We start from the raw sequence: 26984 nt of genomic DNA on the forward strand, positions 1-26984 counted from the left end.
GCAGGTGCCTTTGCATCACGGCAGGTGCCACGTGCGGTCAGAGCAGTCCGACGGCCGTGTCCACGGCCTGTTCCACGCTGCCCTCGGCCGGGTAGAGCAGCGAACGCCCGACGACCAGGCCCTGGACGGTGGGCAGGCGCAGGGACTTGCGCCAGCGTTCGTAGGCGCCCTCCTGGTCCTCGCCCACCTCGCCGCCGAGCAGGACGACGGGCAGGGTGGAGGTCTCCAGCACCTCGGCCATGTCGTCCGGGTCGTCGGTGACGGGCAGTTTCAGCCAGGTGTAGGCGGAGGTGCCGCCCAGCCCCGAGGCGATGGCGATGGACCGGGTGACGGCGTCGGCCGACAGGTCGTTGCGGACCTTTCCGTCGACCCGCCGGGAGATGAACGGCTCGACGAACAGGGGGAGCCGGTGGGCCGCCATGGCGTCGACGGCACGGGCCGTGGACTCCAGCGTGGTCAGCGAGCCCGGGTCGTCGTAGTCGATGCGCACCAGGAGCTTGCCGGCGTCGAAGCGGAGCCGGGCGATGTCCTCGGCGCGGTGACCGGTGAAACGGTCGTCCATCTCGAAGGAGGCCCCGGCGAGTCCGCCGCGGTTCATCGAGCCCATGACGACCTTGTTCTCCAGCACCCCGAGCAGGAGCAGGTCCTCCAGGATGTCGGCGGTGGCGAGCACCCCGTCGACCCCGGGCCGGGACAGCGCGACACACAGCCGTTCCAGCAGATCGGCGCGGCCCGCCATGGCCAGGCGCCGGTCGCCGACCCCGAGGGCGCCGCGCGCCGGGTGGTCGGCGGCCACGATCATCAGCCGGCCGCTGTCGCCGATCAGCGGGCGGCGCACCCGGCGGGCGGCCGCTTCCGCGACCGCCTCGGGGTTCCGGGCTCTGACCGTGGTGAGGTCGGGGATGCCGATGTTCAATTGCGGGCTCCGTTTCAGAGGCTCGTGCTCGGGGACGACGCCTCGGCGAGGAGGCCGGCGACCTCGGACTCGGTCGGCATCGCGGAGGAGCAGGCGAGGCGGGAGGCGACGAGGGCGCCGGCGGCGTTGGCGTGGCGCATGATCTTCTCCAGGTCCCAGCCGGAGAGCAGACCGTGGCAGAGCGAGCCGCCGAAGGCGTCGCCCGCACCCAGGCCGTTGACCACCTCGACCGGCACCGGCGGCACTTCGGCCCGGGTGCCGTCGCGGTGCACGGCGAGCACGCCCTTGGGGCCCTGCTTGACGACGGCCAGCTCCACGCCCGCCTCCAGCAGCGCGTCGGCGCAGGCCTGCGGTTCGCGCACGCCGGTGGCGATCTCGCACTCCTCGAGGTTGCCGACCGCGACGGTGGCGTGGCGCAGCGCCTCGCGGTAGTACGGGCGGGCCTCTTCGGGGTCGCGCCAGAACATCGGCCGCCAGTCGAGGTCGAAGACGGTGATGCCGGACTTGTCGCGGGCCTTGAGGGCGGCGAGCGTGGCGGAGCGGCTCGGCTCCTCGCTCAGGCCGGTGCCGGTGATCCAGAAGATGCGGGCCCCGCGGATCGCGAAGAAGTCCAGCTCGTCGGTGTGGATCTCCAGATCCGGGGCCTTGGGGCGGCGGTAGAAGTACAGCGGGAAGTCGTCCGGCGGGAAGATCTCACAGAACGTGATCGGGGTGGGGTAGTCCTCGACCGGGGTGACCCAGCGGTCGTCGACGCCGAAGGACTGCAGCTCCTCGTGCAGGTAGGTGCCGAAGGGGTCGTCGCCGGTGCGGGTGATCACCGCCGTACGGCGTCCCAGACGGGCCGCGGCGACCGACACATTGGCCGCCGAACCTCCCAGGAATTTCCCGAACGTCTCCACACGGTCCAGGGAGACGCCGGTCTGCAGGGGATAGAGGTCGACTCCGATGCGCCCCATCGTGATCAAGTCGAAATACTCTGCCGGCCCGGCCATGCGCGACCTCCTCGGGAAGCTGGGGATGCGGGTCCCGGGACGCCCTGACACGGTGGGGGCGTGGGTTCAGGGGACCTGCCGCCCCTCAGGTGTAGGTCCCGGAGGGCGGCGCTGTCAATAGTTTGTACTTACATTCGGACCTGCTTGTGAAATGATGTCTTAACAAAGTATTGACAGCGGGCGCGGCAGGGACTTGTATCCCGTGGCATCGCCACAGTCTGTTTGCGGCATCATGATCCGGACTCCGTAAGGTTCCGGGACCACGGATCCCCTTCGTGATCCCCTCCCCTTTCCCCCGCAGTAGCACAGTGAGGTGCCAGGAAAGATGGACCGCTCTTCTCACCCCCGCTCCCGCAGAATCGTGCCCGTCGTCGCCGTGGCCGCGGCAGCGGCTCTGACTCTCGCCGGCTGCTCCAGCAGTTCCGGGGGCAAGGGTGCCGAGGAAGGCGCCGCGAACGCCTCCGCCGGCAAAGCGACCACGCCGCGCATGACCGTCGCCCTGGTCACCCACCAGGCGCCGGGCGACACCTTCTGGGACACCGTCCGCAAGGGCGCCGAGGCCGCGGCCGCCAAGGACAACATCAAGCTCATCTACTCCGCCGACCCGAACGCGGGCAACCAGGCCAACCTGGTCCAGAACGCGATCGACCAGAAGGTCGACGGCATCGCCGTCACCCTCGCCAAGCCGGACGCGCTCAAGGGCGTCATAGGCAAGGCCGAGAAGTCCGGCATACCCGTCGTCGGCCTCAACTCCGGCCTGAGCGACTGGAAGAAGCTCAACATGCTGGAGTTCTTCGGCCAGGACGAGTCCGTCGCCGGCGAGGCCTTCGGCAAGAAGCTCAACGAGGTCGGCGCCAAGCACGCCCTCTGCGTCGTCCAGGAGCAGGGCAACGTCGGCCTGACCCAGCGTTGCGACGGCGTGGAGAAGACCTTCGAGGGCAAGCTCGACACCCAGAACGTCAACGGCACCGACATGCCGGCCGTGAAGTCGACGATCACCGCCAAGCTGAAGCAGGACCCGTCCATCGACTACGTCGTCACGCTCGGCGCCCCCTTCGCGCTGACCGCCGTGCAGTCGATCGGCGACGCCGGCAGCAAGGCGAAGGTCGCCACCTTCGACCTCAACAAGGACCTCATCAAGGCCATCAAGGGCGACGACATCCAGTTCGCCGTCGACCAGCAGCCCTACCTCCAGGGCTACCTGGCCGTCGACGGCCTGTGGCTCTACAAGAACAACGGCAACTACAGCGGTGGCGGTGAGCAGCCCGTGCTGACAGGCCCGGCCTTCGTCGACAAGTCGAACGTCGACAAGATCGGGGAGTTCGCCGCGAAGGGCACCCGGTGATGAGCATGGCCCAGCAGGCCACGCCGGCGGTGGACACACCGCCGGCCCCCGGCCGCAAGCAGTCCGACGGCCGGACGCGGCAGCGCCCGCTGGCGCTGCGGCTGCTAGCCCGGCCCGAGGTCGGCGTGTTCCTCGGCGCCGTCGCCACGTTTGTGTTCTTCCTGATCGTGGCGCCGCCGGTGCGCGACGGCAGCTCCATCGCGAACATCCTCTACGCCTCGTCGACCATCGGGATCATGACGCTGCCCGTGGCGCTCCTGATGATCGGCGGCGAGTTCGACCTCTCGTCCGGCGTCGCCGTGATCACCTCGGCGCTGACCGCGAGCATGATCAGCTATCAGCTGACGTTGAACGTGTGGATGGGCGTGCTCCTCGCGCTCGTGCTCTCCCTCGGTGTCGGGTTCTTCAACGGCTGGGTACTGATCAAGACCGGGTTGCCGAGCTTCCTGGTCACCCTTGGCACCTTCATGATCCTTCAGGGTGCCAACCTCGCGGTCACCAAGCTGGTGACCAACAACGTTGCCACCGACGACATCAGCGACATGGACGGCTTCGACCAGGCCAAGGCCCTCTTCGCCTCGTCCTTCGAGGTCGGCGGCGTCAACGTGAAGATCACGGTGGTGTGGTGGCTGGTCTTCGCGGCCATCGCCACCTGGGTGCTGCTGCGCACCAAGTACGGCAACTGGATCTTCGCGGCCGGCGGTAACAAGGAGTCCGCCCGCGCGGTGGGGGTCCCCGTGACCTTTACCAAGATCTCGCTGTTCATGCTGGTCGGCGTCGGTGCCTGGTTCGTCGGCATGCACAACCTGTTCTCCTTCAACACCGTGCAGTCCGGGGAGGGCGTCGGCGTCGAGCTGATCTACATCGCAGCGGCGGTCGTCGGCGGCTGTCTGCTCACCGGCGGCTCCGGCTCCGCGATCGGCCCGGTCTTCGGCGCCTTCATGTTCGGCCTGGTGCAGCAGGGCATCGTCTACGCCGGCTGGAACCCGGACTGGTTCAAGGCCTTCCTGGGCGCGATGCTGCTCGGCGCCACCCTCATCAATCTGTGGGTCCGCAAGTCAGCGACCCGGAGGTGATCGCAATGACCAACAAAGAAGCCGACACCCACGGCGCCGTCGTCACCGACACCCCGCCCACGCAGGACCCTTCCCTGGTCGAGCTGCGCAACGCCGGCAAGTCCTACGGCAACATCCGCGCCCTGCACGGCGTGAGCCTGGAAGTCCACCCCGGCAAGGTGACCTGTGTCCTGGGCGACAACGGCGCCGGCAAGTCCACCCTCATCAAGATCATCTCGGGTCTGCACCAGCACACCGAGGGCGAGTTCCTCGTCAACGGCGAACCGGTGCGCTTCTCCACCCCCCGCGAGGCCCTCGACAAGGGCATCGCCACCGTCTACCAGGACCTCGCCGTCGTCCCGCTGATGCCGGTGTGGCGCAACTTCTTCCTCGGCTCCGAGATGACCAAGGGCCCCTGGCCGGTCCGACGTCTCGACATCGACAAGATGAAGAAGACCGCGGACGAGGAACTGCGCAACATGGGCATCGTCCTGGACGACATGGAGCAGCCCATCGGCACGCTCTCCGGCGGCCAGCGCCAGTGCGTCGCCATCGCCCGCGCCGTCTACTTCGGCGCCCGCGTGCTCATCCTGGACGAGCCGACCGCCGCCCTCGGCGTCAAGCAGTCCGGTGTCGTGCTGAAGTACATCGCCGCCGCCCGCGAGAAGGGCCTGGGCGTCATCTTCATCACCCACAACCCGCACCACGCCTACATGGTCGGCGACCACTTCAGCGTGCTGCGGCTCGGCACCATGGAACTCTCCGCCTCGCGCAGTGACGTCAGCCTGGAAGAGCTGACCAACCACATGGCGGGCGGCGCCGAACTGGCCTCCCTCAAGCACGAGTTGAGCCAGGTCCACGGTGTCGACGTCGAAGAGCTCCCCGAAGAAGGGGACCTCACCGCTCCCGTAGCCGCGTCCTCGGAAGGAAAGTCCTGACATGGCTCTCGCGCTCGACCGCATCCGGGTCGGCTCCGCCCCCGACTCCTGGGGCGTCTGGTTCCCCGACGACCCCCAGCAGGTGCCCTGGGTCCGCTTCCTCGACGAGGTCGCCGAAGCAGGCTACTCGTGGATCGAACTCGGCCCGTACGGCTATCTGCCGACCGACCCGGCCCGGCTCACCGACGAGGTCACCAAGCGGAACCTGAAGGTCTCCGCCGGTACGATCTTCTGCGGCCTGCACCGCGGCCCCTCCGAGTGGGACTCCACCTGGGAGCAGGTCAGCAACGTCGCCGCGCTCACCCAGGCGATGGACGCCAAGCACCTCGTCGTCATCCCGTCCTTCTGGCGCGACGACAAGACCGCCGAGATCCTGGAGCCCCCGGAGCTCACCACCGAGCAGTGGCGCAACCTCACCACGGGCATGGAGCGCCTCGGCCGTGAGGTGAAGGACAAGTACGGCCTGGACATCGTCGTCCACCCGCACGCCGACACCCACATCGACACCGAGGAGCACGTCGAGCAGTTCCTCGACTCGACCGACTCCGACGCGGTCAACCTCTGCCTGGACACCGGGCACTACGCCTACTGCGGCGGCGACAGCGTCAAGCTGATCGAGACGTACGGCGAGCGCATCGGCTACCTCCACCTCAAGCAGGTCGACCCGGAGATCCTCGCCGACGTCGTCAAGAACGAGGTGCCGTTCGGTCCCGCCGTCGCGCGCGGTGTGATGTGCGAACCGCCTGCGGGCGTGCCCGAGTTGGGCCCGGTCCTCACGGCCGCCCAGAAGCTGGGCGTGGACCTGTTCGCCATCGTCGAGCAGGACATGTACCCCTGTGAGCCGGACAAGCCCCTGCCGATCGCGGTGCGTACCCGCAAGTTCCTGAGGTCCTGCGGCGCCTGACGACCCGAAAGGACGGCCATGACGGAGCGTGCCCCTCTGGGAGTCGCGGTCATCGGTACCGGAAGGATGGGCGCCGACCATGTGCGCCGCATCCACGAAGTCACCAGCGGAGCACGGGTGGCGGCCGTCGTAGACGTCGACGCGGAGCGCGCGAAGGCCGTCGCCGCCCGTGTCGACGGCTGCACCGCCTACACCGACCCGGCTGCCGCGATGACGGCGGCCGACGTGGACGCCGTCCTGATCGCCTCCCCGGGCCCGGCCCACGAGGCCACCCTCCTCGCCGCCTTCGAGCACGATCTGCCCGTCCTGTGCGAGAAGCCGCTCACCCCCGACGCGGCGTCCGCGCTGCGCGTCCTCGAAGCCGAACAGAGACTCGGCCACCGCCGGGTCCAGGTCGGCTTCATGCGCCGCTACGACCCCGAGTACGCGAAGCTGAAGGCCCTACTGACGACCGGTCAGCTGGGCCGTCCGCTCATGCTGCACAACCGGCACCGCAACGTCGCCAGCCCGCCCTTCTTCACCAGCTCCATGCTGATCAGTGACTCCGTCGCCCACGAGGCCGACGCGACCCGCTGGCTGCTGAACCACGAGATCACAGCCGTCACGGTGCTGCGCCCCACCCCGTCGGCCAGCGCCCCGGACGCGTTGCAGGACCCCCAGTTCGTCGTCTTCGAGACCGACGGCGGCGCCCTCAGTGACGTCGAGATCTTCGTCAACTGCGGCTTCGGCTACCAGGTCCAGGCCGAGGTGGTCTGTGAACGCGGCACCGCCCGCATCGGCGACGGCCACGCCCTGGTCACCAACATGGCCGGCCGCTGGGGCGGCACCATCGCCCAGGACTGGACCGAACGCTTCGAGACGGCCTACAACCACGAGATCCAGGCCTGGGTCGACGCCACCCGGCGCGGCGAGGTCACCGGCCCGGGCGTCTGGGACGGCTACGCCGCCGCTGCCGTGTGCGAGGCGGGCGTACGAGCCCTGGAGGACGGCGGCCGGGTCGAGGTCGAACTCGGGGAGAAACCCGCGCTGTACGCGTGAGAAGGGCCCGGGACCATGCCCCGGGCCCTCTCCGTGTGCGTCAGACCCGGGTACGAGGCCTGGGTTCGAACCCGGCCGCGCGGTAGCAGGCGTCGATGAGCTCCATCGTCGTCACCGCGTCGTCCGCGTCCAGCGGCAGCGGAGCGCCGTCCCGCACCGCGGCGGCGAACGCCTCCAGCTGGTAGGTGTACGACGAGCGAGTCCCGAGCCGTTCCGTGCGCTCGCCCTCCGGGGTGCGGACCACGACCCGGTCGTCCTCCTGCGGCAGCACGAAGTTCGGGGCCGTCGCCTCGCCCCGGGAGCCGACGATCCGGATGCTCATCTCCAGCCCGTCGTACGCCATGTGGCAGCGGGCGGAGCCCGTCGCGCCGCCGGGGAACTCCAGATCGGCGTCCAGCCACTCGTCGACCCCGGGCGCACCCGCCCGCTCCCCGCCCCGCGCCCCTGCGAGACGCGGTGCGCCGCCCGCCCAGGGGGCCAGCATCCGCAGTGCGTGCAGGCTGTAGCAGCCCAGGTCCATCAGGGCTCCGCCGGCCAGCGGCAGCGACCAGCGAGGGTCGGTGTCCGGCGGGGCGGCGATGGCGACCAGGGCCTCGGCATGCCGCAGTTCGCCGAGTTCACCCGAGGCCAGCAGCTCGTGCAGACGGCGGGTGACGGGATGGAAGAGGTAGTGGAAGGCCTCCATGAAGACCGTCCCGGCCTTCCGGGCGGCCTGCCGTACCTCCGCCGCCTCCTCCGTGTTGCTCGCCGACGGCTTCTCCGACAGGACGTGCTTGCCCGCCGCCAGGGCGGCCAGGTTCCACGGGCCGTGCAGGCCGTTGGCGAGCGGGTCGTAGACGACGTCGATCTCGGGATCGGCCACCAGCTCGGCGTACGACTTCGCCACCCGCTCCACCCCGTGCCGGGCGGCGAACGCCTCGGCCCGGGCACGGTCGCGGGCCGCCACCGCGACGAGACGGTGGCCGGTCGCCCGGGCCGGGTCGATCAGGGAGCGTTCGGTGATCCGAGCGGCTCCCAGCAGTCCTATGCGCAGGGGTTCCCGGTCTGGCTCGCTCATGCCTGTCTTCCTCCTCGTTGTGGCCTCGCGTCGTACGGATCCTGGTCGCCCTGAGGGCGGTCGCGGCGTAGCGTGATCAGTGCCTCCGAGGGGAGTGGTGATGGGTACGGCACGCGACTTGATGATCGTGGCGATGGACGCGGCCGCCGGCCGGCCGGTGACGCAGGGCGACCTGTCGCTCGGGCTGGCCGGTGCCGAGGTGATCGATCTGCTCGGTGCCGAGGTGGTGACGCTGGACGGCGACCGCATCGTGTCCCGCCCGGCGCCGACCCTCGACGACCCTCTGCTGGAGCGGGCCGCGACGGCGCTCGTGCGCGAGGCGCCGTACGAGCCGATCGAGGACTGGCTGTGGCGCAGGGGCCGTGGACTGGCCGAGGAGTACTTGACCGTCCTCCAGGAAGAGGGGGCCGTCGCACGGCCGCGGGCCTCCTGGATCCCCTTCCGCGGCACCGGGCGGGGGCCGGTCGAGTCCCCTGCCCGGCAGCGCGCCCTGCACCGCGGGGCGACCGACGAGCCGGTGCTCGCCACACTCGCGGCCGCCGTCGGGGTGCGCGACGAGGTGCCCGAGGACCTCCCTGAGCCCGACGACGCGGCCCGGGCCGTACTCGCCGCGGTGGTCGACGCCGTGACGGAGCTGGACGCCGTCCGCCGTCGGCGGACCATCGAGGACGAGGCGTTCGCGAACGTCTGGCGCGCTCCGTGAGCGGCGGCGACCTCCATGTCAGACCGCCCGTACCTCCTCGATGGTCACCGGGCGGTGCTCGTGCAGCGACAGGGTGCACGCGTCGGCGATCCAACCCGCCTCCAGGGCGTCCTCGATCGTGCAGGGGGAGGGGCGGGTGCCGGCGACGACCTCGGTGAACGCGGTCAGTTCGGCGCGGTAGGCCTCGGTGAACCGGTCCATGAAGAAGTCGTGCGGCGTGCCCGCGGGGAAGGTCACGCCCGGCTCGACCGAGCGCAGCGGCAGCTTGTCCTCCAGACCGACGGCGATGGAGTCCGTGAAGCCGTGGATCTCCATGCGGACGTCGTAACCGCGGGCGTTGTGGCGGGAGTTGGAGACCACCGCGATCGTGCCGTCGTCGAGGGTGAGGATCGCGCCGGTGGTGTCGGCGTCGCCGGCCTCCTTGATGAAGTCGGCGCCGCGGTTGCCGCCCACGGCGTACACCTCCGTCACCTCACGGCCGGTCACCCAGCGGATGATGTCGAAGTCGTGCACCGAGCAGTCGCGGAAGATGCCGCCGGAGGCGGCGATGTACGCGGCCGGCGGCGGCGCGGGGTCCAGCGTGGTCGACCGCACGGTGTGCAGCGTGCCCAGCTCACCGGCCTGGACGGCGGCCCGCGCGGCGACGAACCCGGCGTCGAAACGGCGGTTGTAGCCGATCTGGATCGGCACGTCCCTGCCCCGGACGGCCTTGAGCACCTCGACGCCCTCGCTCATCGTCTTGGCCACGGGCTTCTCGCAGAAGACCGGGACACCGGCCTCGACCCCGGCCAGGATCAGCGCCGGGTGGGCGTCGGTCGCCGCCGCGACGACGATGCCGTCCACACCGGCGGCCAGCAGGGCCTCGGGCGAGTCCACGACCTCGGCGCCGAACCGCTCGGCCGCGGCCTTGGCTGCCCCCGCGAACGGGTCGGTGACGACGAGCGACTCGACGGCGTCGAGCCCGGAGAGGGTCTCGGCGTGGAAGGCGCCGATACGGCCGAGGCCGAGGATTCCGATACGCATGGGGTGTTGCTCCTTGTTGCAGGGTTGGAACGCCCCCTCAGGGGCGCGGGGCTGTGTCGATTTGCGGCTCGGCCGCGTGGGCGCGACCAGCCACCACGGCGCCGCACACGACCAGTCACAGAACGCGGCACCTCCTCAGTCGAGTCCACCGAGCACGTTCTGATCCCAGTCGATGATCGACCCGGTGACCACCCCGGACCGGTCCGACAGCAGGAAGACCACGAAGTCGGCGATCTCGTCCGGCTGGCCCAGCTTGCCCATCGGCAGCTTCTCCGCGGCCTGATCACGCCAGTCGTCCCCGGCCCCGTGGAAGGCCTTCTGCGTGGCGTCCTCGCCCTCCGTCGAGGTCCAGCCGATGTTCAGCCCGTTGATCCGGACCCGGTCCCACCGGTGCGCGTGCGCGGCGTTGCGGGTCAGCCCGATCAGCCCCGCCTTGGCGGCGACGTACGGCGCGAGAAACGGCTGCCCGCCGTGAGCCGACGACGTGATGATGTTGACGACCGTGCCGGGCGCCTCGCGCGCGACCATGTCCGCGACCACCGCCTGCATGGCGAAGAACGGCCCCTTGAGGTTGATCCCGATGTGCTGGTCGAACAGCTCGGGCGTGGTGTCCAGCAGCGTCCCCCGGGAGGTCAGCCCGGCGGAGTTCACGAGGCAGTCGACCCGGCCGTACGCCTGGACGACCCGGGCCACGGAGGCCTTCGCCTGCTCGGCGTCCGACAGGTCGGCCCGTACGTACAGGGCCTTGCCGCCCGCCGCGATCAGCTCCTCCACCAGGGCCTCGCCGGGCTCGGGGCGCCGCCCGGTGACGGCCACGACCGCACCCTCGCGGACCGCGGCCCGCGCGACGGCGGCGCCGACGCCCTGGCTGCCGCCGTTGACCAGGACGACCTTGTCGTCGAGAAGTCCCATCGAGTTCCTCAGCTCTCTCGCCGTTCGGTGCCGGCCCGCAGCTCCGCACGGAGCGCTTCCGGAGTCCACTTCTCGCGCAGCGCCCGCCGCAGGAGATCCGCCTGCGAGGGCGGGGCCAGACCGTCGACCGGCGGGTCGCTGTCGAGGTTGGTGGGGAAGGGGTAGCCCTCGGCGCTCGCCGCGATCACCCGGTCCAGCCACGCCTGGTCGGCGCCCTCGGCGCGGCGCTCGCTCAGCACCGGGTACACCGCGTTCGCCACGGCCTCCCGGTCCACCGTCTCCATGGCGCGTCCGAACGCGGACGACACCTGCAGCAGGTTGGCCATGCGCCGGATGTCCGCCGAGCGGTTGGTGCCGGCGGCGTGGAAGAGGGCCGGGTTGAAGAAGACCGCGTCGCCCTTCGCGAGCGACAGCTGCACCTGGTGCGCCTCGAAGTACGCCCGGAACTCGGGGAGCCGCCAGGCCAGATAGCCGGGCTCGTACTTCTGCGAGTGCGGCAGATACATCGTCGGCCCGGACTCCACCGGCATGTCGCAGTGCGCGACCGCCCCCTGGAGGGTGAGCACGGGGAGAGGCGGTGCACGTGCGCGGGGTAGGCCGCGGCGGCCTCGTTCGACAGGAAGCCCAGGTGGTAGTCGCGGTGCGCGCTCTGCGCGGCGCCGCCCGGGTTGACCACGTTGAGCTGGGAGGTGACCTGGTAGCCGGGGCCCAGCCAGGCCGTGGCGACCAGCGCGAGCACCTCGTTGGCGTAGTAGTCGGCGAAGGTCTCCGCGTCGTACAGGGCCGCCTTCTCCAGCGCGTTCCACACCCGGTCGTTGGCGCCCGGCTTCGCGAAGTGGTCACCGGCGGTCGCGCCCGAGGCACGCTGCTCGGCGATCAGTGCCTCGAACACGGCGGTGGCCCGGTCCACGACCTCCGGGTCGGGAAAGGCACCGCGGAAGACGACGATGCCGGGGCCGTCGGCGAGCGCCCGGGACAGCTCGGCCTGGACCACCCGGTCGTCCTCCAGCAGCCCGGTGTCGTAGACCGGCACGTTCCGCTCCACGGCACAGGCGTGCGGATAGTCGGCGGGATCCGTCGTCTGCTCGACCAGCGCGCGGAACGCGTCGAGGTCGCAGTCCTGCTCGGACAGCCAGGCACGGTGGTGTACGGAAGTGAAGGACATCGTCGTCCCTTCGGGGTCACGGAGCGACGCAGCCCTGTCATTCTTGTCAGTACAAACCCCTCGAACAACCAGCAGGCAGCCATCAAAAACCCCTCAAGGAGCCGGCGCATGGGCCACCCCTTCCCGATCCGGGAGATCGCCCGTCAGGCGGGACTGAGCGAGGCGACCGTCGACCGGGTGCTCAACGGCCGGGGCGGGGTGCGGGAGAGCACCGCGCGGGAGGTGCGCCGGGCGATTGCCGACCTGGACCGGCAGCGCACCCAGGTCCGGCTCGTGGGCCGGACGTTCATGGTCGACATCGTGATGCAGGCACCGGAACGCTTCACCACGGCGATCCGCGCCGCCCTGGAGGCCGAGCTGCCGTCCCTGCACCCGGCGGTGCTGCGCTCCCGCTTCCACTTCCGCGAGACCGGCCCGGCCGGGGAACTGGTGCGGATCCTGGACCGGATCGCCCGGCGCGGCTCGCAGGGCGTCATCCTCAAGGCCCCGGACGTACCCGAGGTCACGGCCGCCGTCGGCCGGCTCGAAGCCGCCGACATCCCGGTCGTGACCCTGGTGACCGACCTGCCCGCCAGCGCCCGCCGTGCCTACGTCGGCATAGACGACCGGGCGGCGGGGGCGACGGCCGCGTATCTGATGGGGCAGTGGCTCGGCGACCGTCCGGGCAACATCCTCACCAGCCTCAGCAGCGGCTTCTTCCGCAACGAGGAGGAGCGCGAGATGGGCTTTCGCGGTGGCATGCGCGCCCGGCACCCCGAGCGGACACTGGTCGAGATCGCCGAGGGGCAGGGCCTCGACGCCACCCAGTACGACCTCGTGCGGGCCGCGCTGGAACGTGACCCGGAGATCCGCGCGGTGTACTCGATCGGCGGCGGCAACATCGCCACGCTCAGGGCGTTCGGGGACCTCGGCCGCGAGTGCGCCGTGTTCGTCGCGCACGACCTCGACCACGACAACACCCGGCTGCTGCGCGAGCACCGCCTGTCCGCCGTGCTCCACCACGACCTGCGCCAGGACGTACGCGAGGCCTGCCACACCGTCATGCGGGCGCACGACGCGCTGCCGCCGGCGGGAGCGACCCTGCCGTCCGCGATCCAGGTGGTGACGCCGTACAACATGCCGCCGCAGGCCCCGGGCGTGTGAGGTGGGGTGAGGCCGGCGCACGGCCGGGCGTGGATCCCGAACGTGACGCGGCGCGGCCCTTACCGTCGTCCTCATGTGGACATCGCGCCCGGACGGCGGCCCCGACCGGTTGCTGACGCTCGCCGACGGCGTGTTCGCCATCGCCATCACACTGCTGGTCCTGGACCTCTACGTACCGCGCGGACTCGACGCGGACCAGTACGACCAGGCGCTGCGCCGGCTGCTCCCGGATCTCGGGGCCTACGTGCTCAGCGTCACGGTGCTCGGCAGCTTCTGGCACGACCATCGCAGGATCTTCCGTGATGTGCGGGAGGTCGACGGACAGGTGATCACCCTGTCCATCGCCGGACTGGGTGTCGCGGCCCTGGTGCCCTTCCCGACCAGGCTGCTCGCGGAGTACGGCGACGAGCCCGTCTCGGTCGCCGTCTACGCGGCGGCGGTCGCCGCGATCGGCGCCGGCCACCTGGCGCTGGCCGCCCTCCTGGCCAAACGCCCCTGGCTCCGCCACGGCACCCCATCGGAGGCAGGCACCACGCTCTACCTCCTCGACAGCGCCACGATGGTGGTGGTGTTCGCCGTGACCGTCCCGCTGGCCCTGGTGGTGGGGTCGCACGCCATGTGGCTGTGGCTCGTCCTCGTCCCGGTGAGGTTCCTCCTCGGCCGCCGCCTTCAGAAGCAGGCCTGAGACGTCACGCGCCCGCGGACACGTCCGCCCACGCGCCACTGGCCGCCGACCGCGCCATCGCGTCCAGCGCGGCGGCGCTGTGCACGGCGTCCGTGAGCGTCGCCCCGTGGGGGGTGCCCTCGGCGACCGAGCGCAGGAAGCGGTACGCCTCGATGACCTTCAGGTCGTCGTAACCCATCGCGTTCGCCGCCCCGGGCTGGAACGCGGCGAACTCGCCGTGGCCCGGGCCGACGTACACCGTGGTGACGGACTGGTCCTGGTACGTCGTGCCACGGCTGACGCCCAGCTCGTTCATGCGGCGGAAGTCCCAGAACACCGCGCCCTTCGTGCCGTGCGCCTCGAAGCCGTAGTTGTTCTGTTCGCCGACCGAGACCCGGCAGGCCTCCAGCACACCGCGCGCCCCCGAGGCGAAGCGCAGCAGGCAGCTGACGTAGTCCTCGTTCTCGACGGGGCCGACCTCCCCACCGGAGGCGCGGCTGTGGCCCGCCGTGGCTCCGGTCGGGCGGGCCCGCTCGGGCAGGAAGATCGCCGTGTCGGCGGTCAGGGACGTGATGTCACCCAGCAGATGCCGGGCCAGGTCGGTGCCGTGCGAGGCCAGGTCGCCCAGCACCCCGCTGCCACCCCGCTCCCGCTCGTACCGCCAGGTCAGCGCACCCTCGGGATGAGCCGCGTAGTCGCTGAACAGCCGGATGCGGACATGCGTGACCGTGCCGATCTCCCCGGAGGCGATCAGCTCGCGGGCCGCCTCGACGGCGGGAGCGTTGCGGTAGTTGAAGCCGACGGTGCCCTGCACACCCGCCCTGGCCACCGCGTCCGCCACCGCACCGGCGTCCTCGGCGGTCAGACCCACCGGCTTCTCGATCCAGATGTGCTTGCCCGCCTCGGCCATGGCGACGCCGATCTCGCGGTGCAGGAAGTTCGGCGCGGTGATGCTGACCGCCTTCACCCGCGGGTCGGCGACCACGTCGCGCCAGTCACGTGTCGTCGAGGCGAACCCGAACTGCGCGGCGGCCTCCTCCGCCCGGCCCGGCACCTCCTCGGCGACCGTCACCAGCTCCGGGACGAGGGGCAACCGCGGAAAGTGGTGCCGCACGCGCGCGTACGCCTGGGTGTGCACCCGCCCCATCCAGCCGAATCCGATGACGGCGACGCCGAGCGTGTCCACCATGAGAGCCCCTCTTTGGACCGTTCCAGAACCTGTCCAGCCCACCCTGAGCGCGGTTTCCCGCAGCTGTCAAGCCTTTGACAAGCCCTGGACCCGCATGGAACGGTCCATCCATGAGACCGCCGACGATCCGCGACGTGGCCGAACGCGCCGGCGTCTCCAAGTCGCTGGTCTCCCTGGTGCTGCGCGGCTCCGACCAGGTGCGCCCCGAGAAGCGGGAAGCCGTGCTCCGGGCCGCCCGCGAGCTCGGCTACCGGCCCAACGCCGCCGCCCGCAGCCTCAGCGAACAGCGCACCCGCACGGTCGGCGTCCTCCTCAACGATCTGCGCAACCCCTGGTTCGTCGACCTCCTCGACGGCCTGAACTCCCTGCTGCACGCCCACGGCCTGCACATGCTGCTGGCCGACGCACGCCTCAACCGCCGCACCGGCCAGGACCCCGCCGACCCGCTGCTGGACCTGCGCGTCGACGGTCTGGTCGTGGTCGGCACGCTGCCCGACCCGGCGGCCCTCGGCGCGGTCGCCGCGCGGATGCCGGTCGTCCTGGCGGGCGCACGCGAGCCGGTGCCGCCCGGGGTGGACCAGGTCGCGGGCGACGACGAGAAGGGCGCCCGGCTGGTCACCGAGCACCTCATCGGCCTCGGCCACCGCCGCATCGCCCACCTCGCCGGTTACGGAGCCGTCGGCGAACTGCGCCGCCGCAGCTTCGAGGCGACGATGCGGGAGCACGGCCTGGCGGACCGGGCCGTCGTCGAGACCGGGGACATGACCGAGGAGGGCGGCTACCGTGCCGCCGTCCGCCTCCTCAACCGCCCCGACCGGCCCACGGCCGTGTTCGCCGTCAACGACATCACCTGCGTCGGCGCCCTCTCGGCGGCGGAGGAACTGGGCCTGCGTGTCCCGCACGACGTGTCCCTCGTCGGCTACGACAACACGAGCATCTCCCGGCTGCGCCATCTGTGGCTCACCACCGTCGACAACGCCGGCCACGAGGTCGGCCGCCGCGCCGCCCGCTTCCTCCTCGACCGTTTCGAACGGCCCGGGGGAGAGGGGCGCGTGCACCTCGCGACCCCGACACTGGAAGTCCGGGGAACGACGTTTCGTTTTCAACGAGGCTGATTCCGGCGGGATTTCCCGAGTCGCCGCCCCTGACAGGCGGGACTAGAATTTATCCCGACACCCCAAATCCGAGAGTGCCAAGGCGGCTTGGCGTCTTCTTCTCTTTCCCTCCAGATTCGCTGGAGGAGGCATCTCATGAATGCGCACCACTCCGGACAGCAGAGGAACATGCCGGGCCCTGAGGCCCACAAGCCGCTGAGAATGGTTCCCGGTGTGGGTGAACACGCGGACGCCGACGGTGTTCTGCGGACCTACGTGGATCCCGGGGCGACCCTGACCCGCGCGCCGACGGCTCGCAAGGCCATCGACCGTTTCATGAAGGCGCGCTCCCAGGACCTCAGGACCGGGCGCATCGACCTGCGCGAGGTGGACTCCGCCGAGGGCGCGGCCACCCTGCGCGTGCGCTACCAGCAGTTCCACCACGATCTGCCGATCGTGGGCGCCACCGTCCAGGCCGTGGCCGATGTGAAACAGGCTGCCGTCATCCAGGTCGATCACACGGCGGAGGTCGATGTCACGGATGCCCCCGACCCCGGTACGGCCCAGCCGCTCGACGCCGTGCGGAAGAACGCCCTCGCGCCGTTCCAGGGCGCATACGCGTCCGCCGGAATCGTCAGGGACGAGCTGGTGTACTTGCGGGACACGGCCAGGCCCCCGCTGCCGGAGACCGACTATCCCAGCGCGACGGTCGCCTTGCTGAAAAAGGGGCAGAAGCCGGACGGTGCCCTCCATCTCGTCCACGATCTGCTCGTCGAGACCAGCGGCCCCTTCGAACATTTCCGGGTCGTCGTGGACGCCGTCTCCGGCAAGGTGCTCTGGCTCGCCCTCGCGGGGAAATACGTGACGGCCAATCTCAGAGTCTTCATGCCCGATCCCGTGACGGAGTCCGACGACGGCACGGTGCACGGCGGTTCCAGCGCGGCCACCCTCGACGCCCTCTGCCACGATGTCCAGGCGGAGGTCGCTCCGGCCGTCGGGGGCAGGTTCCGGCTCGACGGGGACTGGTTCCGGTGTATCGACTGGGACACCCCGGCCTTCCCTCAGCCGGAGGAGACGTCACCGGACTTCACCTATCGGCCCTACCCCGCCGACCGTGCCTTCCTGAGCGCGAACGCCTACTACTGGCTCGACTCCTTCGCGCGCTACCTGCGCGGTCTGGGCAACGCGGCCCTCAACACCAGCATGGTCAAGGTCGAGGTCGATGCCCAGGCCCACAACGGCGAGGACCAGAGCTCGTGGCTCGGCACCGTGACACCTCCGCGGATCCGCTTCGGCGAGGGCGGCGCACCCGACTCGGGCGACCTCGGCGTCATCGGCCACGAATACACCCACGGTGTGTTCCAGTGGCTCGACGCACGGCACGGCGGTTCCTTGTCGTACGAGCACAGCGTCTGCGACGCACTGCCCGCGATCTACCGCGACCGGTTCAATCCCGAGGGGCACCGGCGTACGGAGACGTTCCCCTTCGACAACAACGCGACGAACCAGTGGAGTACCGAGCGACGGCTCGACGTCCCTCAGCGCTTCGACGCCCCGGCGTTCAACGGCTTCCACTTCAACCTGCGCAACTCGATGCTCGGCACCGCGCTGTGGCGGTGCTACCTGGGCATGGGCGGCGACTCGCCCGATCCCGCCGTACGGATCGCGGCGGCCGACGCGATCAACAGGACGATGCTGGAGATGCTGCTCATCGTGCCGGACGACACCTCATCGGGTCGCAGCCATGCCGTGAGCATGGCGAAGGGCTGTATCACGGCCGACTCCACGCTCACCGGCGGCCTCTACAGCAAGGTGATGGACGAGGCCTTCGTGAACCAGGGACTCTGGGCGCCGCGGCCGGTCGACGTCTACATCGGCGACAACCCCGCCGACCTCGGCGCGGTGCCGAGCGGTGTCCCGTTCTGGGAGTCGCCGGACATCTGGGTCCGCAACACCGACATCAGTGCGGGCGACAATCCCGAACTCGGCCACGAGCCGCCCGTCAACGACCGGCCCAACTACCTCTATGTGCGGGTGCACAACCGGGGGACCCAGGAAGCCGCGAGCGGAGCGTTCCGGGTGGAGGCCTTCGCGTGCGATCCGGGCACGGGGATGCTGTGGCCGACGCACTTCCGGTCGCTGGGCACCGTGGTGATCGACCAGCCGATCCCCGCGGGCGGGGCGGTCCGGGTCGGGCCGCTCGTGTGGACCCCGCAGATCGCCGACCAAGAATGCCTGGTCGCCGTCGTGCACGGAGCCCCCGACCCCGCCGTCACCGCCACCCTCAACGGGCCGGTGCCGCACGGTCACCTGGTGCGGTTCGACAACAACGTGGCGCAGCGGAACGTGGCGCCGCAGCTGGCCGCACCGGGCGGCAGGACACACATGACGATCACGCTGCGCGGCGGCCTCACCGAGACCGCCGGCTCCTGGCAGCTGGACGCGACCGCCCTGCCGGACGACGCCCGGGTCTCGGTCCGGACGCTGACCCGCGTCACGCGGGACGCGGAGCTGACCGGCTGCACCCTGACCGAGACGGGCGCCGTGCGCTCCACGCTGGAGATGCCCGGAGGTGGAACAGCCGTCGTCGACGGGTTCACGCTGGAGCCCGACGACCGGGTGACGGCCGACATCACCATCGACTTCTCCCAGCACGGGGAGCACCTGCGGCTCTATCCGTTCGTGGCCACCCAGTACCAGGACGGGCAGCTCGCGGGGCGGATGACTATCCAGATCACGGCCGTGCGGGAACTGGAGGACTTCTTCTTCGGCAACCCGCGCAGCGGCGAACTGCACGTTTCCAGCTGCCCGCACTGGTCCAGGCTCGGCGCCGGCAGCAGGGTGCCCTTCCGGCGCGCCGAGGACGCGCTCGCCCGCGGCTACACCGGCTGTGCCTACTGCCAACCCGCCCTCCACACCGGCTGAGGAGGCAGAAGATGAACCGCGACGTACTCGAGGGTCTGCCGCTCGCGCCACCGCTCAAGGGCCACCCGCCCAGCCCGGCCGAACCCTTCGTACCGGCGGAACGCGGCGTGACGGACAAGCGGACGGACGAGTCGATCGCCCCGCTCGTCGCCGCGGTGTCGGCGGACGCGCTGCGCGACACCGTGGAGGCACTGGCGGACTTCCCGACGCGGCACACCTTCTCGCCGTTCATCGGGCCGGCGGCCGACGAGGTCGTCGGCCGGCTGTCGGCAGCGGGATACTCGCAGGTGACCAGACGCACCTGGACCAACGCCGGTCACAGCGCCGACAACGTGATCTGCACCAAGCCCGGCACGGCGGCCGACGGGCCCGTCATCATCCTGTGCGCCCACTACGACTGCCGCATGCAGAACCCGGACGACGCCACGGCACGCGCGCCGGGCGCGGACGACAACGCCAGCGGGGTGGCCGCGACACTCGAGATTGCCCGTCTGCTCGCCCCGGTCGCCCTGGCCGGCACGGTCCGGTTCGTGGCCTTCTCGGGCGAGGAACAGGGGCTGTGGGGAGCCACGGCGTACGCGGCGGCACTCCAGGCCGCGGGGGTCTCGGTCCTGCGGGTGGTGAACCTGGACATGGTGGGCAGACCGCCGGCGGACGGCACCGTCACGGTGGAGCGCGACCTGGGGAACGCCGTACCGGGCAATGACGCGGCCTCGCACGCCTTCGGCGCGGTCATGGCGCAGGCGGCGGCGGACCACACGGCGCTGCCGGTGCGGCTCGGACCCATCTACTCCAGTGACTACATGCCGTTCGAAGCGAGGGGCGACGTGGCGATCGGTGCCTACGAAGGGGACGGCAACCCGCACTACCACCAGACCTCCGACGCTCCGGACACGCTCGACTACGGCTATCTCGCCGACATCACGAGGTTCACCCTGGCGACCGTACTGGCCGAAGCCCTCCCCTGATTGAGCTCTGTGAGAGCCCTGAACGGCGCCACCGACCGCCTTCGCACCGGCCGGACCACGGCGCTTCGAGGGACATCAGGCGATCAGGGACACATCATCCGGTGTCCGTCTCAACCTGTATGCCCTGGTAGGGAGTTGCCGTCGACTTAGCGTATTGTTTGCGGCATATGCCCGGGAGTTGAGCTCCCCAGGGCGCGCGATCGCGCAGGCGAAGGGGGACCACGACGTGGACGAGACGCGGCACCGACCCGTCCGGCGTGCCGGACTGATCGGGGGTGCCGTCCCGGCACTCCTGGCCGTCGCGGCCTGCGCCGGGCACGCGACCAAGGCGGAGATCCCCTGGTGGGCCGTCCTCGCCGTCGCCGTCTCGACCGGGGGCCTCGCCGGCCGGACCGGGGGCTCAGATCGGCCGGAGTCATCACGAGGGCCGCGAGGCTGAGGTCCCTCCCCGGGTGCGGTAGTGTTGACCTGCGTGATCACGCGGTTCACCCGCGCGAGACGCATCGGGACGTGGCGCAGCTTGGTAGCGCACTTGACTGGGGGTCAAGGGGTCGCAGGTTCAAATCCTGTCGTCCCGACTTGCAAGAGTCGCAGGTCAGAGGTCGTGTCGAAGGAATCCGACACGACCTCTTGATCGTTTTAGGGATGCCCTGCGATCCGAGGGTGTGATCAGGTGAGCCATCTCTTCTCGCACCGGGCTCCCGGCGTCCGTGACGCAGGCCACCCATGTGCATCCCCATGAGGTGTGTTTGCCGTGGCGACGGCTGGAAAGGCGCTCTGTGATCACCGGATGCGACAATCCGGTGGATAGTGACCAAGAAGCTGGAAAGAGGAGGTTCGATGTCCTCGAAGCGACGTCGTAAGAAGAAGGCCCGCCGCAAGAACGGCGCGAACCACGGCAGCCGTCCGCAGTCCTGAGAAAGTCCCGCGGTCGTGCCGACGCATCGGGTGGGTGGCATGTGCCACCCACCCGATGCGTTCGCGGGCACGGTACGACCAGGTTCCGTCAGATCGGCAGCGCCTCCGGCACCCCGTTCCTGCGTAGTCTCCACCCCTGGGGTGGATCCACGGCACCAGGGCCGGTGTGCCCCGTGTCCGCCGCGCCGCCGCCCTAGGCGGGGCCCGCGACGGCACCGCGTCCGTCGGCCGTGCGCCCCCGCCCCGGACGTGAACCAGGACATGGCGAGGTCGAGGACGTCACCCACCCCCATGGGTGACGTCCTCGACCGCTCCCCCGGTGCCGGACTGTGGCTCAGGTGTCCGCGCGGCGCGTCCGTGCTGTCACCAGCACATCACCGCCGTCTCGCCGGAACCCCATGCGGAGTACAGGCGTACACGGACGTGGTAGCGGCGGCCCTTGACGAGCCGGGCGCTGATCGTGGCGTTGCGTGCGGTCCCTCCGTCGTCCTGCCCGGCGAGGTAACGGGGCTCCCCGTCCCGTTCCTCGAAGACCACGACGACGGCGTCGCTGTCGCCGAAGGTGCCCAGCGTGTAGCTGCGGGTCTCCGGCGGGTCGACGACGAAGTCGGCCTGCTCGCCCGGGCCGAGACCGAGCGGTGCCGAGCGGAACGGCACCAGTTCGGACGGTCCCGGAGGATCCGCCGACGGATACCAGCGGAGCACGAACTCCTTGTCGGCGGCGGACAGGGTGCCGGGCGGGTTCAGACCCGCGCGGTACTGCTCCGGCTCCAGGACCAGCCCCGACGAGAACGGAAACTCCATGATCGACTGCGGGTCCCAGACGGAGCCGTTGACCTCGTCAGGGTCGAGCTTGCGCAGAATGTTGTAGTGCGTCCTCTCCCGGCTCCAGTGGTGGGGCGGGCCCGCCAGTTCGGCGTACACGGCCTCGTCGTCCCAGTGGATGCCGGCGAAAGGGCTCTGGTGTTCGTGCAGCATGCCGAGCGCGTGCCCGATCTCGTGCAGGGCCGTCCCGCGCTCCCCGGGCGCGGTCAGGTCCCAGCCGAAGTTCATGGTGCGCTCGTGCCGTCCGGCCAGAAGCGCGTCGCGGCCCACGGCCGACCAGGAACCGTCGCCGAGCTGGAACCCGATGCGCAGTTCGGCCTCCGAGCGGTCGTCGACCTCGGCGAAGGAGATCCCGGCGCCGAGGTCCTGCCACTCCTGGAAGCACGCGCGCACCACGTCCCGCTGCTCCTCGGCGCCGGCCCACGACACGCGTCGCGTCATCCCCCTCCCCGGCACGGGGATGACGGACGCGTCGCTGTCGCCGTCGAAGAACCAGTAGTGCAGAACAGTGCCGTTGACCCACATCCGCCGCCCGCTCGCGAGCGCGCTCAGCCGCTCGGCCGCCAGCCCCGGTGCGAAGGCTGGCGCCGGCGCCTGAGCCAGCGAGCAGTAGCGTGCGGTCATGGCCTCAGCCTGCCTCGCGGGCTGTCCCGGGCGCCTGAGTCGGGGGCTACTCAAGTCGCCCTGTATCAGAAGTGAGCAGCCGCGCTCATGCTTGTGTGACGACTTACGAGCGGGACGCGACGCCCCTGGAGCTGCCCTGGCCGTTCGCCGGGCGGGAGGACGAACTGGAGCTGGTCCGCAGGTCCTTGACCGGCGGACGCCGAGGCATCGTGGTGACGGGCCCGGCGGGCTGCGGCAAGACGCGTCTCGTCACCGAGGCGGTCCGCGGCACCGACTGCGCCCGGGCGGCCGGTACGCCCGAGAGCCGCGCCCTTCCCCTCGCCGCGTTCGCCCATCTGCTGCCCGAGACGCTCACCCTGCACCGCGCGGTCCAACTCCTGTCCGGCGTCCGTACGCTGGTCGTGGACGACGCGCACCTCCTCGACGACGCCTCCGCCGCCCTGGTCCACCAACTCGCCGTGCACGGCCGCACCCGACTGCTGGTCGTCACCACGGACGGCACCCCGGTGCCCGGCGCGATCTCCCGGCTGTGGACCGGGGAGCTGCTGCCGCGCCTGACTTTGGAGCCGCCGGGGGAGGAGGAGACCGCACAGCTCCTCACGGCCGGCGCCGGCCCGCTCGACCCGCTCACCGTCGGCCGGCTGCACCGGCTGAGCCAGGGCGATCTGCGGCTGCTGCGCGACCTGCTGGGCGCGGTGCGGGGGCGGCTCACCCACCGCCCGGGCACCGAGGAACGCGCGTGGCGGGGCCCGGTGCCGCTGACCACGGCCGTGCGTGAGCGCACCGCCCCCGCCCTCGGCCGCACCTGCCCCCGCGAACGCGAGACCCTGGACCGTCTCGCCCTCGCCGAACCGCTGCCGCTGCGTCCGGACGACGCGGACCTCGGTGCCCTGGAAGTCCTGGAGTCCGACGGCCTGATCCGCGTCGACGACGCGGGCACCGTCCGCCTCGCCCACCCCCTGCACGGCCCGGTGCTCAGGGCGGCGGCCGGCCGGCTGCGGGCACGCCGGCTGTCCCGGACACCGGACGCCTGTGCCGCCGCCCTCGACGCCGAGTCGGCCGCACTGGCACACCGTATCGACCAGGACGACGTACGGGCCCTGCCGACGCCGGTGGGGGAGTGGCTGGTCGCCGAGGGCGGCACGCTGCCGTGCGGGTACGCCGCCGTACGCGCCCGGTTCGCCCGGTTGCGCGGGGAGTTGCGGGAGGCGGCGGCCTGGGCGGGGGAGGGGCTGCGCGGCACACCCTCGGACGCGTCGTGCCAGGACGAACTCGACCGCGCCTCCGTCCTGTTGGGCGAGCCTCCGGTCGACGTCCGGGGCGGCCTGGACACCGCCCTCGCGCACCTCGCCGACCCCTACGACGCCGTCCGGCTCGGCGCCCCCGAGAAGGTCATCGACCGGCTCTCCGGCGTGTTCGCCCGGCACGCCGACGCGCTCACCCGCGCCGACGGCCCGGCCCTGGACGAGGTCGCCGAGGAGCTGGAGCGGCGCGGCTTCACGCTGTTCGCTGCCGAGGCGCACGCCCAGGCCGTGGGGGCACACCGCGATCCCCGTGCCGCCCGGCACTCCCGCACCCGGGCCGTGGCACTGGCCCGGCGCTGCCAGGGCGCGCGCACGCCGGCGCTGTCCGGGCTGGTTCTCGGCGAACTCACCGCCCGGCAGCGGCAGATCGTCACGCTCGCGGCGGCGGGCCTGAGCAACCGGCAGATCGCCGAACGCCTCACCTTGTCGATCCGCACCGTCGGCAACCACCTGTACGGCGCCTACGCACGGCTCGGCGCGAGCGACCGCGGTGCCCTGCCGTGGCTGACCGAGGTGCCGGAGGCCCAGCCGGCCTGAGCCGCACCCGAGAGACCGGCGGCCTGACCCGCACAGGGGACGGGTCAGGCCGCCCCTCAGCTCACGCCCTCAGCTGACGCCCTCAGTCCCCGCCGTGAGCCCGCCCCTCAGGCCGCCCCGAACGCCGAGAACGCCCAGCCCGTGGCCTGGTGCAGCGCGTCGCCCGGAAGGGCGGCCCGGGCGTCGCGCAGCGCCTCCGCCAGGGACAGGCCGGCGTCGAGGCCCTTGTGCAGCGCCAGCATCAGCGGCACCGCCGCGGCGTCGTTGACGGGCGCGCTGCACGCCACCACCCCGGCCGTGCCCAGCGGCAGCAACGCGGTGACCAGGCCGAGCAGTTCGTCGGCGCCGACGGACGCGAGGCGGGCGGTGTCGCAGCAGGACAGGATGATCCGGTACGGGCTGCGGTCCAGACGCTCGAAGTCGTGCACGACGATCGGCCCGTCGGCCATCCGCAGGGAGGAGAACAGCGGGCTGTCCGCGCGGAACGTGCCGTGCGCGGCGATATGGGCCAGCGCCGCCCCGTCCAGCTCCTCCAGCACCCGTGGCACGCGAGCCTCGCCGTCCTCCAGGACCGTCGCGCAGCCGTACCGGCCGGCCAGCTCGGGCACCTCGGCGCCGCCGGTCGCCAGGCCCGGGCCGCGTACCAGCAGATGGCAGCCGTCCGGCGGCGGCGCGGTCTCCTTGGCGCGCAGCCAACTGCCCGCCGACGGCGACACGCTGAGCACCCGCTCCCGCAGCGACGGCAGCAGAGCCCAGGGCACCCGGTGCAGCCGCCCCGGCGGCACGATCACCACCGGGCCGCCGCCCAGGTGCGCCGCCGCCGGGCCGAGCAGCAGTTCCTCCAGCCGGCGCCCGGCCGCCTCCACCACCGGAAGGCGCGAGTCGGCCCCGGGGTGGGCCAGCCGCCGCAGTCCGGCCTGTACGTGCTCGGCCTCCGTCTCCGCCTCGGCCAGCAGTCCGGCCTCGAACCTGCGCACCCGCCCCTGCCCGCACAGCAGCACCTGCACCCGCCCGTCGAGCACCGCGAGCTCCACCAGCCGTACCTCGTCGCCCAGCCGCTCCAGCAGCCTGCCGACGTCGAAGCGGTCCCCGTCCCCGGGCGCCTCGCCCCGCATGTGCAGGGTCCGGGAGCGGATCTCCCGCTCCAGGCGCCGCTGTTCACGCTCCAGCGCCAAAACCGGCCGGCCCTCCATGCGGGCGGCCTCCGCACGGGAGGCGATCTCACGGAACGCGGTCATGCCGCTGAGCAGTTCGGGGTCGGCGGGCGGCCGGGTCGGCGCCGTGGACAGCACGGTGGCCCGCCAGCGTTCGCTCCACACCAGCAGCCGCCGCGGCCCGCCCGAGACCAGAGACGCCCGCTGGGCGAGCGCGGCCAGCTCGGCGCCCTGCTCGGTGGCGCGTGCCCTGAGCTCCGAGGCGCCCAGCGTCATCCGGTGGTCGTCCAGCACGTCCAGACCCCGCCGGCAGGCCTCCAGCACACCCCGGGCCGAACCGGCGGCCCGCGCCCGCAGTGCCTGTGCCGCCCAGCCCGTCATCCGCGCCAGCGGCGGCCCGCTGTGCCTGCTGCGGGCGGCGACGGCCAGATGCCGCTCCGCGTCCGCCGTCCAGCCCAGGCCCAGCGCGATCCGGCCCGCGAGCAGCGACGCCTCCGGCGCGGCCGGCGCCCCGAAGGAGGCCAGCTTCTCCGCCACCGCCGCCGCATCGGCGACCAGCCGTCCCGAGCCGCGCCCGGCGGCGTGCCGCGCCTCGATCAGCACCAGCCGGGCGTGCGTCTCCCACCAGGTGCGCCGCTGCCCGGCGAACAGCCGTACCGCGAGGGCGGCGCGGGCGATCGCGGTGTGCGGATCCCCGGCCGGCCGGGCGGCCCGCGCGGCGACCAGCAGCAGCTCCGCCTTGCGGGTGGACTGCCCGCCGATCCCGTCGAGCGTCTTGATCGCCGCGTCCGCCTCGGCCAGCGCCTCGGGCGCCAGCCCGGCCGCCATCAGTACCTCGCAGCGCCGGATGTTCAGCATGAACGTCGGCGTGCCGAGCCGGGCGTACCGCTCCTCGGCCTCGTCGAGCAGCCGCAGTGCCGCCGGCACGTCACCGGACCGGAACGCGGCGAGCCCCCGGCTCTCCACCGCGTCGGCCTTGTCGTGCTCCTGGCCGGTGGTGTCCCACAGCGCCTCGGCCGCGGTGAAGTCCGCCTCGGCCCGCTCCACCGACCCCAGCGCCAGATGCACCGTCGCGCGCAGGGTCAGCGCCCGCGCCGTCCAGATCACGTCCTCCGCCTGCCGCAGCACGGGAACCGCCCGGCGAACGTCCTCCAGCGCCTCGCGATGCCGGCCGAGCACCCACCACACGTACGCCCGCCGGTACAGCACCCGCGCCCTCGTGAGCCCGCCGCCCCGCGCGACCCCCCGCTCGAACGCCGACAGGCCCTCCCGGGTCCGGCCCGCGTGCACCAGGGCCACGCCCAGTGTGGCCAGCACGTCCGCCTCCCGGTCGGCCGAGTCCGCGCGCGCCGCGAACTCCCGGGCGCGCCGCAGATGGTTCAGCGCGAGCCGCAGATCGCCGAAGTCCCGCTGCCAGATGCCGATCACCTGATGGGCCACGGAGGCGTGCGACGGGGCGGGATCGGCGTCGAGGAGCGCCCGGGCCCTCGTGAGAGCCTCGCCCGGATCGGCGAACACCATCGGCAGCAACGCCGCCACCGAGTCGTTTCCCGCTGTCACTCCTCGGATGGTAGTGGCCCCCGACCCCACC

The 26984-nt window shown here is 71.6% G+C and carries 22 protein-coding genes, 1 tRNA gene and 1 pseudogene; 15 read left to right on the plus strand and 9 right to left on the minus strand.

The window, feature by feature from the left end:
* Positions 1 to 37: 37 nt before the first annotated feature.
* Entirely contained in the window at positions 38 to 916 is an 879-nt protein-coding gene (locus tag ACQEV8_RS37920) for a Cgl0159 family (beta/alpha)8-fold protein (RefSeq protein WP_432970012.1), read from the minus strand.
* A gap of 14 nt (positions 917 to 930) precedes the next feature.
* Positions 931 to 1908: a 5-dehydro-2-deoxygluconokinase gene (iolC, locus tag ACQEV8_RS37925; protein ID WP_432970015.1), complete on the minus strand. Its 978-nt coding sequence runs from the start codon at positions 1906 to 1908 to the stop codon at positions 931 to 933.
* A 325-nt stretch (positions 1909 to 2233) separates the two neighbouring features.
* On the opposite strand from iolC, the gene ACQEV8_RS37930 reads away from it, so the two are divergent.
* From ACQEV8_RS37930 to ACQEV8_RS37950, 5 genes are read left to right on the plus strand one after another with little or no spacing between them, the layout of a single operon-like run.
* Positions 2234 to 3253 (plus strand): sugar ABC transporter substrate-binding protein, encoded by a 1020-nt coding sequence (locus ACQEV8_RS37930; RefSeq protein WP_432970018.1) that lies wholly within the window; start codon positions 2234 to 2236, stop codon positions 3251 to 3253.
* Positions 3253 to 4329 (plus strand): ABC transporter permease, encoded by a 1077-nt coding sequence (locus ACQEV8_RS37935; RefSeq protein WP_432970021.1) that lies wholly within the window; start codon positions 3253 to 3255, stop codon positions 4327 to 4329. The genes ACQEV8_RS37930 and ACQEV8_RS37935 overlap by 1 nt, the downstream gene beginning before the upstream one ends.
* A gap of 5 nt (positions 4330 to 4334) precedes the next feature.
* Positions 4335 to 5246: an ATP-binding cassette domain-containing protein gene (locus ACQEV8_RS37940; RefSeq protein ID WP_432970024.1), complete on the plus strand. Its 912-nt coding sequence runs from the start codon at positions 4335 to 4337 to the stop codon at positions 5244 to 5246.
* Between the two features lies 1 nt (position 5247).
* Positions 5248 to 6150 (plus strand): sugar phosphate isomerase/epimerase family protein, encoded by a 903-nt coding sequence (locus tag ACQEV8_RS37945; RefSeq protein ID WP_391112231.1) that lies wholly within the window; start codon positions 5248 to 5250, stop codon positions 6148 to 6150.
* A gap of 18 nt (positions 6151 to 6168) precedes the next feature.
* Entirely contained in the window at positions 6169 to 7188 is a 1020-nt protein-coding gene (locus tag ACQEV8_RS37950) for a Gfo/Idh/MocA family protein (RefSeq protein WP_432970028.1), read from the plus strand.
* A gap of 40 nt (positions 7189 to 7228) precedes the next feature.
* On the opposite strand, the gene ACQEV8_RS37955 is transcribed toward ACQEV8_RS37950, so the two are convergent.
* Positions 7229 to 8245 carry a Gfo/Idh/MocA family protein gene (locus ACQEV8_RS37955; RefSeq protein WP_432970031.1) on the minus strand — a complete coding sequence of 339 codons (1017 nt, stop codon included), beginning with the start codon at positions 8243 to 8245 and terminating at the stop codon, positions 7229 to 7231.
* Positions 8246 to 8345: 100 nt separating this feature from the next.
* On the opposite strand from ACQEV8_RS37955, the gene ACQEV8_RS37960 reads away from it, so the two are divergent.
* Positions 8346 to 8948, plus strand: coding sequence for a GOLPH3/VPS74 family protein (locus ACQEV8_RS37960; RefSeq protein WP_432970034.1), 603 nt, complete (start codon positions 8346 to 8348; stop codon positions 8946 to 8948).
* A gap of 18 nt (positions 8949 to 8966) precedes the next feature.
* On the opposite strand, the gene ACQEV8_RS37965 is transcribed toward ACQEV8_RS37960, so the two are convergent.
* The 3 genes and pseudogenes from ACQEV8_RS37965 to ACQEV8_RS37975 all read right to left on the minus strand — a co-directional run bounded on the left by ACQEV8_RS37965 (position 8967) and on the right by ACQEV8_RS37975 (position 12048).
* Positions 8967 to 9971 (minus strand): Gfo/Idh/MocA family protein, encoded by a 1005-nt coding sequence (locus ACQEV8_RS37965; protein WP_432970037.1) that lies wholly within the window; start codon positions 9969 to 9971, stop codon positions 8967 to 8969.
* A gap of 135 nt (positions 9972 to 10106) precedes the next feature.
* A complete protein-coding gene (locus ACQEV8_RS37970; RefSeq protein WP_432970040.1) occupies positions 10107 to 10883 on the minus strand; it encodes an SDR family oxidoreductase in 777 nt (258 codons plus the stop codon).
* A gap of 8 nt (positions 10884 to 10891) precedes the next feature.
* Positions 10892 to 12048 (minus strand): annotated as a pseudogene (locus ACQEV8_RS37975) (phytanoyl-CoA dioxygenase family protein).
* Between the two features lie 108 nt (positions 12049 to 12156).
* Here ACQEV8_RS37975 and ACQEV8_RS37980 point away from each other — a divergent pair.
* A complete protein-coding gene (locus tag ACQEV8_RS37980) occupies positions 12157 to 13191 on the plus strand; it encodes a LacI family DNA-binding transcriptional regulator (RefSeq protein ID WP_432970043.1) in 1035 nt (344 codons plus the stop codon).
* 73 nt (positions 13192 to 13264) lie between these two features.
* Positions 13265 to 13876, plus strand: a complete 612-nt coding sequence (locus ACQEV8_RS37985; RefSeq protein WP_432970046.1) for a TMEM175 family protein — start codon at positions 13265 to 13267, stop codon at positions 13874 to 13876.
* 4 nt (positions 13877 to 13880) lie between these two features.
* Here the strand turns inward: ACQEV8_RS37985 and ACQEV8_RS37990 are convergent, their stop codons facing one another.
* Positions 13881 to 15044, minus strand: a complete 1164-nt coding sequence (locus ACQEV8_RS37990) for a Gfo/Idh/MocA family protein (protein ID WP_432970049.1) — start codon at positions 15042 to 15044, stop codon at positions 13881 to 13883.
* Between the two features lie 110 nt (positions 15045 to 15154).
* On the opposite strand from ACQEV8_RS37990, the gene ACQEV8_RS37995 reads away from it, so the two are divergent.
* From ACQEV8_RS37995 to ACQEV8_RS38020, 6 genes are all read left to right on the plus strand, one after another.
* On the plus strand, positions 15155 to 16159 hold the full coding sequence (locus tag ACQEV8_RS37995; RefSeq protein WP_189725946.1) for a LacI family DNA-binding transcriptional regulator: 1005 nt from the start codon (positions 15155 to 15157) through the stop codon (positions 16157 to 16159).
* A 213-nt stretch (positions 16160 to 16372) separates the two neighbouring features.
* Complete coding sequence (locus tag ACQEV8_RS38000; protein WP_432970052.1) at positions 16373 to 19063, plus strand: hypothetical protein; 2691 nt, start codon at positions 16373 to 16375, stop codon at positions 19061 to 19063.
* A gap of 11 nt (positions 19064 to 19074) precedes the next feature.
* Positions 19075 to 20031 (plus strand): M28 family metallopeptidase, encoded by a 957-nt coding sequence (locus ACQEV8_RS38005; RefSeq protein WP_432970055.1) that lies wholly within the window; start codon positions 19075 to 19077, stop codon positions 20029 to 20031.
* Positions 20032 to 20209: 178 nt separating this feature from the next.
* A complete protein-coding gene (locus ACQEV8_RS38010) occupies positions 20210 to 20470 on the plus strand; it encodes a hypothetical protein (RefSeq protein WP_432970058.1) in 261 nt (86 codons plus the stop codon).
* Between the two features lie 65 nt (positions 20471 to 20535).
* Positions 20536 to 20609, plus strand: a tRNA-Pro gene (locus ACQEV8_RS38015).
* Positions 20610 to 20871: 262 nt separating this feature from the next.
* On the plus strand, positions 20872 to 20949 hold the full coding sequence (locus tag ACQEV8_RS38020; RefSeq protein WP_370443954.1) for a 50S ribosomal protein bL37: 78 nt from the start codon (positions 20872 to 20874) through the stop codon (positions 20947 to 20949).
* A gap of 363 nt (positions 20950 to 21312) precedes the next feature.
* Here the strand turns inward: ACQEV8_RS38020 and absR1 are convergent, their stop codons facing one another.
* The gene (gene absR1, locus ACQEV8_RS38025; protein WP_432970061.1) at positions 21313 to 22398 is read right to left on the minus strand and encodes a beta-glucuronidase AbsR1; all 1086 of its coding nucleotides are present in this window, start codon (positions 22396 to 22398) and stop codon (positions 21313 to 21315) included.
* A 95-nt stretch (positions 22399 to 22493) separates the two neighbouring features.
* Between absR1 and ACQEV8_RS38030 the strand changes: the two genes are divergently transcribed.
* Complete coding sequence (locus tag ACQEV8_RS38030) at positions 22494 to 24239, plus strand: LuxR family transcriptional regulator AbsR2 (RefSeq protein WP_432970064.1); 1746 nt, start codon at positions 22494 to 22496, stop codon at positions 24237 to 24239.
* Positions 24240 to 24346: 107 nt separating this feature from the next.
* Here the strand turns inward: ACQEV8_RS38030 and ACQEV8_RS38035 are convergent, their stop codons facing one another.
* On the minus strand, positions 24347 to 26914 hold the full coding sequence (locus ACQEV8_RS38035) for a CHAT domain-containing protein (RefSeq protein ID WP_432973291.1): 2568 nt from the start codon (positions 26912 to 26914) through the stop codon (positions 24347 to 24349).
* Positions 26915 to 26984: the final 70 nt, after the last annotated feature.

Source organism: Streptomyces sp. CA-179760 (genome assembly GCF_050937045.1).
In the GTDB taxonomy this organism is placed as follows: Bacteria; Actinomycetota; Actinomycetes; order Streptomycetales; family Streptomycetaceae; genus Streptomyces.